Origin of the sequence: Cohnella abietis, assembly GCF_004295585.1 — a bacterium.
Lineage (GTDB): Bacteria > Bacillota > Bacilli > Paenibacillales > Paenibacillaceae > Cohnella > Cohnella abietis.
Map to the genome: position 1 here is coordinate 3,391,490 of NZ_AP019400.1, position 14,385 is coordinate 3,405,874.

The 14,385-nt window shown below is 44.6% G+C and carries 12 protein-coding genes; 11 read left to right on the plus strand and 1 reads right to left on the minus strand.

All coding sequences use genetic code 11. From position 1 onward, the window contains the following. Nucleotides 1–31 precede the first annotated feature (31 nt). Nucleotides 32–1,114 (plus strand): ABC transporter substrate-binding protein, encoded by a 1,083-nt coding sequence (locus tag KCTCHS21_RS14560; protein WP_130616522.1) that lies wholly within the window; start codon nt 32–34, stop codon nt 1,112–1,114. Between the two features lie 51 nt (nt 1,115–1,165). On the opposite strand, the gene KCTCHS21_RS14565 is transcribed toward KCTCHS21_RS14560, so the two are convergent. Then, complete coding sequence (locus KCTCHS21_RS14565) at nt 1,166–1,990, minus strand: hypothetical protein (protein ID WP_130609470.1); 825 nt, start codon at nt 1,988–1,990, stop codon at nt 1,166–1,168. Nucleotides 1,991–2,384: 394 nt separating this feature from the next. Between KCTCHS21_RS14565 and KCTCHS21_RS14570 the strand changes: the two genes are divergently transcribed. From KCTCHS21_RS14570 to KCTCHS21_RS14615, 10 genes are all read left to right on the plus strand, one after another. After that, a complete protein-coding gene (locus tag KCTCHS21_RS14570) occupies nt 2,385–2,708 on the plus strand; it encodes a DUF5713 family protein (protein WP_130609473.1) in 324 nt (107 codons plus the stop codon). 303 nt (nt 2,709–3,011) lie between these two features. After that, a complete protein-coding gene (locus KCTCHS21_RS14575; protein WP_130609476.1) occupies nt 3,012–3,563 on the plus strand; it encodes a hypothetical protein in 552 nt (183 codons plus the stop codon). Between the two features lie 246 nt (nt 3,564–3,809). Continuing rightward, on the plus strand, nt 3,810–5,144 hold the full coding sequence (locus KCTCHS21_RS14580; protein WP_232058196.1) for an ABC transporter substrate-binding protein: 1,335 nt from the start codon (nt 3,810–3,812) through the stop codon (nt 5,142–5,144). Between the two features lie 93 nt (nt 5,145–5,237). Beyond that, nucleotides 5,238–6,119, plus strand: a complete 882-nt coding sequence (locus KCTCHS21_RS14585) for a carbohydrate ABC transporter permease (RefSeq protein WP_130609479.1) — start codon at nt 5,238–5,240, stop codon at nt 6,117–6,119. Continuing rightward, nucleotides 6,116–6,934, plus strand: a complete 819-nt coding sequence (locus KCTCHS21_RS14590; protein ID WP_408621788.1) for a carbohydrate ABC transporter permease — start codon at nt 6,116–6,118, stop codon at nt 6,932–6,934. Before KCTCHS21_RS14585 ends, KCTCHS21_RS14590 begins: the two co-directional genes overlap by 4 nt. Before the next feature lie 67 nt (nt 6,935–7,001). Continuing rightward, entirely contained in the window at nt 7,002–8,729 is a 1,728-nt protein-coding gene (locus KCTCHS21_RS14595; RefSeq protein WP_130609482.1) for a sensor histidine kinase, read from the plus strand. Next, entirely contained in the window at nt 8,722–10,338 is a 1,617-nt protein-coding gene (locus KCTCHS21_RS14600) for a response regulator transcription factor (RefSeq protein WP_130609485.1), read from the plus strand. Before KCTCHS21_RS14595 ends, KCTCHS21_RS14600 begins: the two co-directional genes overlap by 8 nt. A gap of 113 nt (nt 10,339–10,451) precedes the next feature. Then, complete coding sequence (locus KCTCHS21_RS14605) at nt 10,452–12,017, plus strand: xylulokinase (protein ID WP_130609488.1); 1,566 nt, start codon at nt 10,452–10,454, stop codon at nt 12,015–12,017. Further along, on the plus strand, nt 12,014–13,192 hold the full coding sequence (locus KCTCHS21_RS14610; RefSeq protein WP_130609490.1) for a mannitol dehydrogenase family protein: 1,179 nt from the start codon (nt 12,014–12,016) through the stop codon (nt 13,190–13,192). Before KCTCHS21_RS14605 ends, KCTCHS21_RS14610 begins: the two co-directional genes overlap by 4 nt. Beyond that, complete coding sequence (locus KCTCHS21_RS14615) at nt 13,159–14,385, plus strand: mannitol dehydrogenase family protein (protein WP_130609493.1); 1,227 nt, start codon at nt 13,159–13,161, stop codon at nt 14,383–14,385. The genes KCTCHS21_RS14610 and KCTCHS21_RS14615 overlap by 34 nt, the downstream gene beginning before the upstream one ends.

The following is a 14,385-nucleotide window of genomic DNA, read 5'->3' on the forward strand; positions in this document are numbered from 1 at the left end:
TATCAATATCGAATTTGGAGGGAATATGAACATGCATCAAGAAGTATCTATCGTTGAAGGTCCGAGAAAGGCACGTCGCAAACAAGGTTTATTATCAACTACATTATTGTTAACCTTGGTATTTACTCTTATATTGACCGCTTGTGGATCAAATTCCAGCAATAGCAATGCAAGCGAGCAGCCTTCCTCAGCTCAAGCGACTCAAGAGAATAATGCACCAGAGACATCCACACCAGATGTACAAGAAGAACAGACAAGGCAAGTTAAGCATGAGTACGGAGAGTCGACTATACCTGCGCACCCTAAGCGCATTGTATCCATTGGATTGGAAGATATTTTGTTGTCACTTGATGTACCGCTCGTACAAGCTTTCAGCTCGGACGGTTATTATTTGGACAAGCAGCTTAAGGAAAAGGGGATTGCCACCAATAACTCCTTTGACATCAATGTTGAGGCGATTATGTCAGCAGATCCTGATCTAATCATTATCAATAAATATGTGACTGATGAGCAAGGCTACGAGAAGCTAAGCAAGGTTGCGCCTACTATTGGCTACATTCGTGACGACTGGCAGCAGTCGCTAAAAGATATTGGTGTTGCTCTAGGTAAAGAGGAGCAAGCAGGCGCTGTACTTAAGACTTATCAGGACAAATTAAGCCAGGCCAAAGCAAGCATCGTGCAAGCTGTTGGTGAAAATAAGACTGTAGCTTTTATTCGCCCGACAACGAAAAATGTAGAATTGGATTTTCCAGAGTGGTCTTGGACGTCCGTCCTTTATAACGATCTTGGACTAAAACCGGATGCTAAGGTATTGGAGTTTCAGAAAAATACCGAGGACACTTGGGGCGGCACAATGCTTTCTACAGAGGCGCTTCCGCAATTAACGGCTGATTACTTATTTTTAGATTATGGTGCTTCCCTTTCCAATGAAGATGACTTTAAGCAGCAAGTCGCTCAATCAGAGGAAGTGGAAAAGCTGAATGTTTGGAAAGCTATTCCTGCTGTGAAGAATGGGCAAGCTCATAAAGTATCAGCCCGACATTGGGCGTTATCCGGCCCAATCGCCGACAGCCTGAAGGTTGACGATGTGTTGCAGGCACTTCAAATCAAATAGTAAGCAAAAAGGGCGCCCGATTATGGGCGTCCTTCTTGCTTAGTTGAATTGTTAGAAGGAACTGCCCAGTAAGACGTTTGATGGGAGAATATAGGGAGAGTTGACAGATACCCGATAAGTTCCAAAAGGCTGACTTGTTGCGAGTGGATATACAGCGGTAACTGTTTGGTTCCCGCCGACGAACACGGTTTGAGTAGAGACATTGACTTCTCCGGTGCCTGTTAACCGGAAGAGGGATATATATATGCTAGTGCTATATTCACGTGGGTTCGTAAATGTGGCTTTCATTTTGATGTCTCCATACAGGCTTGAGAACGTCCAACTGTCGTTGACAGCTGGTGTGCTTATTACTACCGTCGTTTCGGCGGTTTGTCCAGTACTGTTTCTAGCGACAATTTTTATCCATAGCGCTGTGCTAGGAAGATTAGTCACAGTGTAGTTATTATAAATTGTAGTAGTGACATAGTTTCCGTCCTTATAGATGTCGTAGCTGACCGCATTTGAAGAGGTCCAACTTAAGCTTGTGGAATTGTATTTACTGTTGTAAGTGATGACAGGAGCGGTCGGACAACCTGTGGTCTTAACCGAGATTGTTTCTCCCGAAAACGATCCATTGCCAATAACCTCGAAAACATAAGTTGTACACTTACTGAGACCGCTCACGTAATAGCTTGTTCCAGCAACGTTCGCTTGATAGGAGTCGTCTTTATAAATGTTTGCACTCGTTTCTCCTGATCCAAGCGTCCAGTTCAACATTAAGGAGTTATTGGTGATGCTTGTCGCAGTGATGTTTGTAGCAGCTTGTGCGGAGAAGGCCGGAATCAAAAGTAATACAATCGTTAAACACATAAAGATTTTGAGAACACGGTTTTTCACAATTAACACTTCCTCTCTCAATTTGGAAATACATTACCGCTTCGTGCACATTTTCGACTAAATCTGCGAACGATGCCTGCAAGCCATATTTTGTTTGTGTTTCCCTCCCTTTTTGTTAATGTTTCAAGCGACCAAATAATACCATTTAATGTAAAGGCAAACAATGAATATGAGAGAATGAGATAAGATTAGGACACAAAAGGATAAAAAATAACTGCTTTTAATTCGCTGCGTTTAGAATTTATGTTGATCAATTCCCTCATTATTTTGTCGAAAAGACAATTCAATTTTCTTAGTGCAAGGGCGGCGTTCAAATAAATTGAACTTATTACATACATTTCGTATGATTGTACTTGGAAATATACCAATACTGCTGATAGGTGATGATATTTGTATGAAGCTAGATTCTAATTTTATTTATCTTAAGGATATGTATAGTGACAGCTATTACCCAACGTTCCTAGTCGACAAAGTGAAAAATCAGATTGTTCAGGTTGTTACTTTCTTAGAAAGCGGAACTCACACCAATGATGCAATTCAAGCAAAGCTTGATGAAATGACGATAGCCATTAATGAATTGCAAGAAGAATTTGATCAAAACGACAGCGAAATAGAAACCGTAGCAAGGGAGTCAATAGCTAGTACAGTCGAAGAAATATTGAAATTTTTTGATGTTGACATTGATACTGAAACAGCAATCCAAGAAAGAGATTGGTAGGATGGTTTTGAGGATTCGGAGTAAAATGACCTACTTTCACAGCCCTTTAAGATAGCCATAGAAAGTATGGTTATTGCTCGAACAAACGTGCCTCGGCGCGCAATAGCCATATAATGTATGGTTATTGGTTCAACAAACGTGACTAGGGGCGCATTAGCCATATAATGTATGGTTATTGGCCCAACAAACGTGGCTCGGCGCGCAATAGCCATATAATGTATAGTTATTGCCGGGATTTCTCGCAAGTTTCTTAAGCGAATTAATGACGAAGTGTGTATCGGGGTAACAGGGAGGGATAGTTTGTTGAAGAGAATAAGCGGCTTTCTTATCATCATCTTGATTTTGGGGTTACAAATGGGTTGTGCGGCTGATGAGAAGAGGAATGCGATTCAGTCCGCGACAGTAGCAGTAGATGCAGATGTTAATGCAAACAGGCTGAATATCCCTTTTAAACAATATTTATACTCAAAGTATTCGCCGAATTTCTCTTGGGAGAAGGACGATTCAGATGGCTTACCCAAAGAAGTTACTGACAAATATGAGAATGATAAAACCTTGGCGCCCGGTGGATTCTATATAAAAGAAACTCCTACAGAGTTTTTCATAGCTGTTAGCATCGGAGGAGTGAAGTCTTCAACAGATGGATTTGAGGTTAAATCATTATCATTACCAAGCACATATCAACAAGAAAAAGACCCGATTCTAAAAATTGAGGTAAACCGAGTAAAGAACGAAAGAACTTCAAGCGAAGCTATTCAAGGTGACATATTTGTAAGATCTCTTATTGGGATATCCAAAAATGATTTGCCGACAGGCGTCCATATTAACTCCATCATTATGGGACTAGAAAATTAATGTAGCATATATAAGTATGCGATTTAGTAGGGAGCCACGTGTGAGAGTAACATCTCCATGTGGCTTTTTACTATTTTCCAACATCAACCAATGCGGAAATCTATCTATTTTTAATAAAATACACGTATAGCCCCCGATTAAAATTGTGCTATTAAGGCTAATTATTTGCTCTATAATTGAATTCTTTATCCCTTTATGATGATGAAAGGAAAGACGCACTATTACAGAATAGACCAGGGAGGTCACATGATGATTCAGACAAAGAAATGGTTGGTCTTAGGTGTTTCCATGACGTTGGTTGCAGGTCTTCTCGCGGGTTGCGGTGGCAAATCGACGCCGAACGCCAGTGAAGGCACCGAAACTGCGAGTAACGCTAATCAGCCTCACAAGGGTAAAAAATTAACAGTTTACTTAGGTAATCTACCTCTTGGGAACACACTCAAAACAATGATTCCTGAATTCGAGAAGGAAACAGGGATGAAGGTTGAATTCCAGAGCTTCGCGGAAGATCAGCTTTCACAGAAGCTTTCCATTCAATTGACTACCCAAGCAAGTGTTCCTGATGTATTCATGCTTCGTCCACCTCAAGAAGCGAAGCTATTCGCGAAGAACGGTTGGGTGTACCCGCTTGACGAGTTAGCTCGCCAGGATGCTGATTATGACTTTGGAGATTTCTCTGAATCTGCAACTCAAGCGAATGTAGTTGATGACAAGCTGATCGGGATCCCAGTTCTGCTCGATCAAACAGTCGTTTACTACCGGAAAGACTTGCTGGAGAAAGCTGGAATTGCTGTTCCAAAAACATTGGACGAGCTTGAGGAAGCGATCAAGACGCTTCACGATCCGAAAAAAGAGGTTTATGGGTTCGTAGCTCGTGGTCAACGAAGTGCTTTGGTAACAATGGTAGCGCCATTCCTGTTCTCTGAGGGTGCAGATTTTATGCAAGGTGACAAGGCAACCGTTAATACTCCAGAAGCGATTAAAGGCTTCGGCAGATATGCGAATTGGTTAAAAAATTACGGTCCACCAGGGGTACTCAACATGGCATTCCCGCAAGCATGGGGAATATTCGCACAAGGCAAAGCAGCATTTTTCATCGAGTTTAGCTCAAGCTATACGAACGGAACGGACAAGGAAAAATCAGTCGTTGCTGACGATATCGGGTATGCAGTGTTTCCTACAGGGGCAGCGGGCTCTAAGCCTGTAAGCGCTTCGACTTGGGCACTCAGCATCAATGCCAATGCAGCTGATAAAGACGCAGCTTGGCAATTCATTAAATGGGCGACTAGCAAAAAGATGGTAGGGACATTGCAGAAGGAAGGTAATCCAGGCGTTAGGGATTCAGTATGGAACGATCCTGAATCAACAAGTGCGTTCCCTGCAGAGCTTGTAGAAGTTACATTGGAGAATTCTAAGATCGGTATCGGCCATGACCGTCCGCAAGTCATCAGTGTTGGCGAAGCACGGGAAATCATTGGAGATATCGTCGTTAAGGCGATGCTAGGCGAAGATATTCAAGCAGCAGCTGACAAGGCAAACAAAGACTTCCAAGCACTGATCGACAAGGAAAAATTGAAATAAGCGAACAATCTAGAGGGTTTGAAGAGCCAGAAGAGACTTCCTCTTCTTCTGGCTCTACCCGATTACAGGCAGCATGGGAAAGAGAGGTTTCGCATGGCATTGAAATGGTTAGACAAAAGATTGAAGTGGGTATTTACACTTCCAGCAGTGCTTTTCGTTGCCCTGATGATGGTGTTCCCACTTGGTTACACGATTAGGCTAAGCTTTTTTGAATGGAGCATGTCTGCTATTAATCCTCCTAAATGGGTGGGTCTCGACAACTACAAGGAACTATTATCTGGTGAGCGGTTTTGGCATGACTTTGGTATTACGTTTTATTTCACATTTGCAGCAGTTATTGTACAGATGGTGCTTGGTGTTTTGATAGCGGTTTTGTTGAATAGAAAAGGAAAAGGCAAAAATGTTGCAAAGACGATTTTCCTCATGCCGATGGTTGCAACGCCAATCGCGATGGGCATGGTATGGTTGTTAATCTTTGAACCGAGTATCGGAGTTCTGAACACTATTCTTAAGACGTTCGGATTAAATCCGTTGGAATGGCTCGGCTCTGTCAATCAGGTTATTCCGTCTCTGATTATTATTGACACCTGGCAATGGACGCCGATGATCTGTCTACTACTCCTTGCAGGTTTAACAACCTTGCCTCAGGATCCGTATGAATCAGCAGATGTAGACGGGGCGTCAGCCTGGCAGAAATTCATATACATTACGCTGCCGTTGCTTCGACCGACTATTTTAGTAGCTCTCATGCTGAGAATGATTGACGCACTCAAAACCTTTGATATTATTTTCGCAACAACACAAGGCGGTCCGGGCTCCTCTTCGGAGACATTGAATATTTACGGATATATTCTCGCCTTCCAGAACTTTAAGCTAGGACTGGCTTCCTCGTTGCTTGTCTTGTTCTTCCTACTCGTATTGGGTATGACACTTGGGGTCATCTGGTTACGTAAGCGACTGGAGGTGGCATCGTGAAGCGGCGTGGAATGATAAGTGGATATCTATTCACCATATTGACTGTTTTCGTACTCGTAGTCTTTGCTTTTCCTTTAGTCTGGATGCTTCTAGCTTCCTTTAAAACACAAATTCAAATGCAGTCGACGAGTAACTTTTTCTTCTTCGAGCCAACGATGAAAAATTACGTGCAAGTATTTCAAGAGAACAACTTCATGAAGTATATTTACAACAGCGCAGTTGTTGCACTAGGTGCTACAGCAGGAGGATTGCTTCTAGGACTTCCCGCAGCTTATAGCATCGCACGTTACCGTATGCATGGATTGGCGTTAACCATTCTAATTGCACGGATCGTACCAGGTATTACATTCTTGCTTCCATGGTTCATTCTCTTCAATAATATGAACCTGATTGACTCGTACACCGCCTTGATTTTATCCCATATGTTAGTTAGCTTGCCATTCATCATCTGGGTCATGATCCCGTTCTTCGAGAGCCTTCCCAATGAGATTGAAGAAGCAGCACTCATCGATGGAAGCAGTAAAGCCGGCGTATTTGTAAGAATTGTACTTCCGATATCCGGTCCAGGAATAATTACTTCGTCACTCATGTCTATCATTTTTTCATGGAACAACTTTCTGTTTTCACTCGTGCTTGCAGGAGAGAAGACCAAAACACTTCCGATCGCACTCTTTAACTTCATTTCATATTCCGAAGTGAATTGGGGCGGCCTAATGGCAGCAGCTACTGTCATTACGCTACCTATCATTATTATTGCGCTGTTCTCACAGCGTTACGTCATTAGCGGACTCTCAGCGGGTGCCGTTAAAGGTTAATATTTGTTAATAGGGTTGTCCTCTTTAGAGGGCGCCCTTTTGCGCTACTTGGGAGGAGGAGCAACGGTTGAAGAAAAGCATTTTCCGAAAAATTGTAGTGTTGATTGTGCTGCTGCTCATACCGATTTTAGGCTTGTATGGATATTCCTATCTGACGAGTGTTAATGTTGTCAAAAAAAGTGTGGAAGAGCTCAACTGGAACCGGTTGAACTTCTTTATGAGTCAGCTGGAAGCCTACACGGACCAATTGTCCAAGTCTGCTGTGCTTGTAGGGCGTGACCCAAGTGTTTCTGAGTATATACATGATAGGGATACTGCGACACGATTTGAAGCCTTTAAGAAAAAGGCGAACATTGAGAAAAATTTAGGGCTGCAGATCGCAGTGAGCGGCTGGATATCCCAACAAACACTCTATTTTCCCGAATATGATGAAGTTATTTCAACCGATTATTCGATTCCGTACAATGATATCGATTTGTTGAACGACCAGAAGGCCAAGGTGTGGACTTATCGCGATCATTCGAACGAATCGTACTTCTCAAAATATTATCCCAGCGACACTCCAGGCACTAACTTTCTCATTGAAACAAGGTTGATGATTCTTAACCTCGCCAATATGCTGAATCAGTTCAGCTCTGTTGGACATGGCGATGCCTTTTTCTATAACCGTAATCAAAATCCTATTTTGCATGAGTCAGCTAATATTGTGAACGTGAACGCGCTTCTAGAGTATTTGCGGGGATATAAGCTTAAGGATAGCGGAAGTGAAATTGCTAATGTGGATGGAAGAAAGTATGTCATTAATTATATGGCATCGGACAGCTTGGCAGGCTGGTATTTGGTCGATTATTTCCCTTTGCAGGAAATCGTAAATCCGATTACAGAAAGCCGTAACTTGTTCTATACATCTATTGTTCTACTGCTTGCAATGAGCATGCTAGCTGCATTCCTGCTCTATCGCAACGTACAAATACCGATCAGGCAGCTTGTGAATGGTGTGAAGAAAATCGGTAAAGGCCAATATTCCACAAGGCTGTCTGGGCGTACGGACAATGATTTTCATTACTTGTTCTCGAGCTTTAACCAGATGGCTGAAGATATTCAACAATTAATTGAAACAGGTTACGAGAATAAAATTAGGCTGCGAGAAGCGACACTTAAGCAGCTACAGTCACAGATTAACCCGCATTTCCTCTATAATTGCTTGTTCTATATTAAGAATATGGCTTCTATGGAAAATAAGGAGGCGGTTGTGGCTATGTCGCTTAACCTTGGGGAATATTTTCGCCACTCAACAAGAGTAGCCAATTCGATGACCACGGTCAAAGATGAGCTTAGCATGATTTCTAATTATCTCGTGATCCAAAACTTACGAATCGAGCGTTTTCATTATGAAATTAATATACCAGATGAGATGCTGTCTCTTGAAATTCCTCGTTTAATCGTGCAGCCGGTTGTCGAGAATGGTTTGATTCATGGGATTGAGAAATTTGCTGGGTTTGGCATCTTGTCGATAGAAGGTACATGCATAGGGGATGAATGCCGAATTATTGTGGAGGAAAATGGTCCTGGAATGACTCTCGAAGCGATGGAGAAGCTGCAGCAACAAGTAGGATTAGCAATGGATGACGATATCGGCTGTGGATTATGGAACGTCAATCAACGACTGATCCATCTGTTTAATAGTGATTCTGGCTTGAAATTTAGTCGCTCTGAATTAGGCGGCCTGCGTGTCGAGATTGTATGGAACCGGGGAAACCCGAGGGAAGAGCAAGGGGAGATACACAATGTTTAATGTATTACTCGTAGATGATGAAGCGAACGTGCTGGAAAGTATGGAGAATCTAGTACCATGGGCTGACCATGGTGTCGGTAAGGTTTTTAAGGCGGCTTCGGGTGCAGAAGCGTTAGCGGTTATGGAAGGAAATATTATCGATATTGTCATCTCGGATATTAATATGCCTGAAATGAGCGGACTTGAGTTAGTTAAGCAAATTAAAGACAGGTGGAAAAGGGCACGCTGCATTCTCCTCACTGGTCATGCTGATTTCGAGTATGCGCGGCAGGCTATATCTCATAATATTGCTGGTTATCTGTTAAAGCCGATTAGCGACGATGAAATAGTGGCCTCTCTGCAAATGGTAACGGAGCAGATCAGATTAGAGGTAAACGAAGAAAATACGTACCAACGTGCGGTGCAGGCATTGCGGGAAAACTTGCCGAGGTTAAGAGGGGAGTTGCTCTTTGGGCTGCTGCAAGGCTCTCGAATGTCACCTGAGAAGCTAGTCCGCAGGATGGAGCTATTAGAGCTTGAGATTAAAGAGAAGGATAGCTTCGCACTTATGCTTATTCGTCTTGAGGAGGAATTAACGGATTACGATTATCAGAGCATGTCGCTACTGGAATACGCGATAGGCAACATGGCTGAAGAAATTTTCGGAGATCGTTTTCAATTATGGACAACGAAGGACCTGCACGATTATATGGTGTTCGTTGTGACTGTGAAGGACGGTAAGAAGCTGGATTCCGATGATTCCTTGCTACAGCGGCTTGCTGCCCAGCTTCAGCAGAGCGTCAAGCATTATCTCAAAAGCAAAATATCTGTGTTGAACAGCCGTTGGGGACATTTTCCGTCGGAGTTGGCTCCCCAGTATCAGAAAGCAGTTTGTGCTTTTCGTAGTCAGATTGGTAGTGAGCGTGAGATGTTCACGAGTATGACGGGCGATGATGCCAGTCAGTCGGAGGTAGGCTCACTTCTTAGATTGTATGAGCTTCCCCTGCTTCACCATCTACTCGAAGCCGGGAATTGGCAAGCGGTAGAGAAGAAGCTCGACTCTGTGTTGGAGGAGCTCGATGAGAAGTGGGTTCGTTCGAAGGAGTATATTGTGACGACGTTCTTCAGCTTGTATTCTTCCTTCGGTCAATTCGCTCACAAGAGCAGAATAGAGCTATCTGAGATTATCGGGAGTGACCTTGTAGGAACGGATGATCTCCTGCCTGCAAGGTCTGTTCAGGCGCTACGAAGGTGGGCTCATCAGACACTGGGTAAGATTAGAGAACATTCTGAACTCGTAACTGCTTCGTCCCGCGATACAACGATTAAGCGCATTCAGGATTTCGTCCAGCAGAACTTAAATGGGGACGTGTCCTTGCAGAAAATTGCTGATGATCTAGGCACGCATCCCGTACACGTTTCCAGGGTGTACAAGCTCGAAAAGGGTGAAAACCTCAGCGAATACATTACTCGTCTTAAGATGGAGAAAGCCGCTCACTTACTGATGGCAAGCACCGATAAGATCTACGAGATATCGCTTGAGCTTGGCTATCTGAACCCGAACTATTTTATTAAGGTGTTTAAGAAATATTACGGACTGACTCCACAGGATTACCGACAGCGCCGATAGAAGAGCGATTAAAAATGAGCTATCTAGGCTAATTATTTGCTCTATTTTCTCATTAAATATGAGCTTACGATAGGAGGGTGGTACTGACAGGGAAGGAAAGGGGGGGGATACAGATGACCACCAGGACGAAGGCTGTTCTGAGCTTGGATATAGGATCTTCTTCATGCAAGGCCGCTCTGATTGATGCTCAAGGAAGGTTTTTGGCTGAAAGTAGTGCGGCTTATCGGATTCACAACGTGAAGGAAGGTTGGTTTAATCAAAATCCTGATGAAATTTGGGAGGGGGCAAGTAAGGCGATTCGTGGTTTATTCGTGGGACAAGCAGGTTCCGACAATAAAGGCCAGATAGCTGTTGCTGCTCTATGCCTCAGCTCGCAAATCGGTTCCTATATGCTGGTCGATCGTGATAATAAGCCATTGACGGATTTTCTTTCATGGATGGACACTCGTGCTGTTGTCGAGTCGGAAGAGATGAAGAAAGCTTTTACCGAAGCTGAGCTTCGCTCCCAATTAGGGATGGATATTCCGGTTGGACCCAATTGGGTCATTCCGAAGCTTCGCTGGTTTAATCGGCATCATCCGGATTTGTTGGAACGGGCGAGCTTGGTTGTGCAGCCTAAAGAATGGGTGATCTGGAATCTGACGGGAAGCTGGATGTCAGACCAAACCAGCGCAAAGGGCTGCGTACACCAGCAAAGCTTAAAGCCAGCCAGCAAACTGCTAGAGTGGGCAGGTGCGGGACCGGATATCGTTCCACCGATTGGTTTACCCCACGATATTGCCGGAACACTGATTCCAGCCGTTGCAGACCGACTTGGTCTTCCGAGCGGTATACCGGTTGTGCTTGGATGGAATGACATGAGTGCGGCTTTGCTTGGGTTAGCGGGGTTACCTGATCGTCTTACCGGCTTTGACATTACCGGTACGTCGGAGCATGTGGGTCTGATAGAGCCTGGTTTGTTCTCTCCAGTTCCGAAATATGTGGAGGGAATGAACTGGGTGCCGCTTGGAGAGACACATCGGGTAATCTATGGTGTTACTTCAACAGGGGGACAGGCATTAAAGTGGTTTGTCGAGCAGATTGATCAATATGGAAAGAACGATATAAACAGCTCTGTAGACTACGATACCATTTTGCGTCAGGCAGGGAGCATTAGTGCTGGTTCGGAGGGGCTGTTGTTTCTGCCTTATCTGAGCGGGGAGAGATCGCCTTGGTGGAACCCAGCGGCCAGAGGCGTGTTTTTTGGGCTGAATCCTTCTCATGATCGGTCGCACATGGCGCGGGCTGTCATGGAAGGGGTTGGCTATGCCTTGTGTACGATGATAGATCGTCTGCCCGTGAAACCGGCCAACATGTTAGTCGCTGGTGGATCAAGCCGTAATCGGCTATGGAATCAAATAAAGGCGAATCAGATCGGGGTACCGTTTAGTCGTCTAGAGACAACAGAAGCAGGATGTCTTGGAGCAGCGATTTTAGCTGCATATGCGCTTGGTTGGTATAGCTCTTTACGTGAGACGGGAAACCAGATGATTCGCATAGCGGAAACCTACGAGCCTGACCGCTCAGTTAGCAGCATATATGAGGAAGGATACGGACGATTCGTAGATTTGTACCATGCACTCGTGCCCGTATTCAGCAGGGAATCATCGAATAGAGACATAGGGGGGAGCTCGCAATGAAAGCAATTATATTCGGTGGTGGTAAAATAGCGCGTGGATTTATCGCCCATCTATTGTATTTAAGCAAGGCTGAAATCGTATTTGTCGATGTGAATGAGCAATTGGTTAGCATGTTGAACAATCGAGATCATTATCGTGTGCACATTATGGGAGCCGATCATAAGAGTGCTGATATTAAAGGCTTCTCGGGGTTGTCTCTTTCTGATGCAGAAGGCATCGCCAAGGTGTGGGAAGAGGCAGATGTTGCATTCACATCAGTCGGCGGGAAAAATCTATCTGCTCTTGCCAAGTCAATGGCGGCAGCGTTCGCGCTTCGTTGCCAAAAGCCGTTTACTAAGCCGTTTCAGATTATTACCTGTGAGAATTGGAAACGTCCTGCCGCGGAGCTGAAGCTTGAGGTTCGCAAGCACTTAACCGACGATCAAATCCAATTGTTCGATCAATGGGTTGGAATAGCTGAGGCTGCTGTCATGCGTTCAGCGGTCGAGCCACCACAAGCGCTTATCGATGCAGACCCATTGTGTGTATGCGTTCAAGATCATTGGGAGCTTCCCGTGGACCTGGATGCGGTGGTCGGAGAACCGCCTGAAATTGAACATGTCCGCTATATTAGCCAATTTGGTGGTTTTCTCGAACGGAAAATTTTCACGAACAATACCGGGAACGCAACGATTTCCTATCTTGGCAATCTCAAAAAACACTTGCTTGTATCTGACGCGGCGAACGATGCAGACATTGAGCAGCTTCTTGATGTTGTGTATGGAGAGACTGGAAAGGCATTAAGCGCAGAATACGGAATTCCGCTGCCGGAACAGATCGAATTCGCCCACAAGGCAAAGAAGAAGTATCAGGATGCGAATATCGTTGATTATGTCGAGAGACACGCCCGTGATCCCATTCGTAAGCTAGGACCGGAGGATAGACTTGTCGGGGCTGCTCGTCTAGCCGAACGGCATGGCATTGAACCGATGGGTATTGCTACAGCTATAGCTGCCGCTCTTTATTACGATCAACCATCCGATCCATTTGCCGTGGTTCTTAAGGAACGACGCGAATCCGAAGGTGTTGTTAATGTGATGACCGATATTTGCGGCATAGCTGAGGATGAGCCTCTTGGCAAGCTCGTTCAGAGCAGAATCGTATGGCTGCAAATGAAAGGATGGATTTCAATATGAGTATGAGTGCTACGAATGATAAAAAAGCCGTTATTATCGGGGCGGGTCAAACTGGTAGGGGATTTACAGCACGTATGGTGGCCTCATCGGATTATCGGATTTCGTTTATCGATACGTCTGAGGAATTAGTAAGCCAATTGAACGAGGATGGGGCTTATACGATTCATTATTACAACAAGGGGCTACCCCCGGTAAGAATCGCGAACGTTTCAGCCTACTTGGCGGGAACGGAAGAAGCTGTGGAAGAAGTGGCAACATCTAGACTGACTTTCACTGCCATCGGAGAGTCTAATTTACCAACATTAGTTGAGCTACTCGTTAAGGCCAGCTTGCTTCGCAAAGGGCTTGGGATCCATGGGCCGCTCAATGTTATCACGTGCGAGAACGGGACTGCTCCCGGCAACGTGCTCAGGAAGGCGCTGAAGGCTGCCAATTCTTCGGTGGAGAGCGATATCATTATTGCTGAATCAGCTATTTTTTGCACGACAGTAAATCTGTCAGAAACAAGACTGGATATTCTTTCGGAAAATTACCCGGAGCTGCCATATGACGGAGAAGTGCTTACAGGTGACCTGGGCATTCCATGTCTAGTGCCGACTGAACGCTTTCCGCTTCTATTACAGCGCAAAATATTTACGTATAACTGTATTAGCGCTTGCGTTACTTATCTGGGTGCATTCAAAGCATATGATATCTACGCCGAAGCGGCTAATGACCCAGATGTGAGCTATTTGCTTGATCGACTGGCAGAGCCGTTAAACCAAGCTCTTAGCGTTAAGCTGGGATTTGATCTAGAAGATCAGCACCAGTTCTCGAAGAGAGCAGTTGCCAAATTCAGCGATTACACCATTGTTGATTACGTAGATAAGAATGCAAGAGACGTTGCCCGTAAGCTGGGACCGACCGATCGTTTAATTGCGCCAGCACAGATGATATTGGAGACAGGTGGAGATCCATCCGTACTTGCGCTCGTCATCGCAGCTGCTCTTCATTATGCTAAACGAGAGAGAGAAGCTTCGACGACTGCTTCTACGTCTACAGAAGAATTCGATTTTGCTGCTGTTCTGATGAAATGGAGTGGACTTTCCTCTGAACATCCGCTTATGCCGAGGGTCACACATTATTATGACGAGCTAGAACAGATCGGACGAGGATCAGGAAAAGACTGGACGAAACTAATAGGGGGTATCTAA

Excerpts from the sequence above, each read along its gene's own strand:
- KCTCHS21_RS14585 (WP_130609479.1), top strand. The coding sequence starts at position 5,238 with ATGGCATTGAAATGGTTAGACAAAAGATTGAAGTGGGTATTTACACTT.
- KCTCHS21_RS14580 (WP_232058196.1), top strand. The coding sequence starts at position 3,810 with ATGATGATTCAGACAAAGAAATGGTTGGTCTTAGGTGTTTCCATGACG.
- KCTCHS21_RS14610 (WP_130609490.1), top strand. The coding sequence starts at position 12,014 with ATGAAAGCAATTATATTCGGTGGTGGTAAAATAGCGCGTGGATTTATC.
- KCTCHS21_RS14615 (WP_130609493.1), top strand. The coding sequence starts at position 13,159 with ATGGCTGCAAATGAAAGGATGGATTTCAATATGAGTATGAGTGCTACG.
- KCTCHS21_RS14600 (WP_130609485.1), top strand. The coding sequence starts at position 8,722 with ATGTTTAATGTATTACTCGTAGATGATGAAGCGAACGTGCTGGAAAGT.
- KCTCHS21_RS14605 (WP_130609488.1), top strand. The coding sequence starts at position 10,452 with ATGACCACCAGGACGAAGGCTGTTCTGAGCTTGGATATAGGATCTTCT.
- KCTCHS21_RS14570 (WP_130609473.1), top strand. The coding sequence starts at position 2,385 with ATGAAGCTAGATTCTAATTTTATTTATCTTAAGGATATGTATAGTGAC.
- KCTCHS21_RS14560 (WP_130616522.1), top strand. The coding sequence starts at position 32 with ATGCATCAAGAAGTATCTATCGTTGAAGGTCCGAGAAAGGCACGTCGC.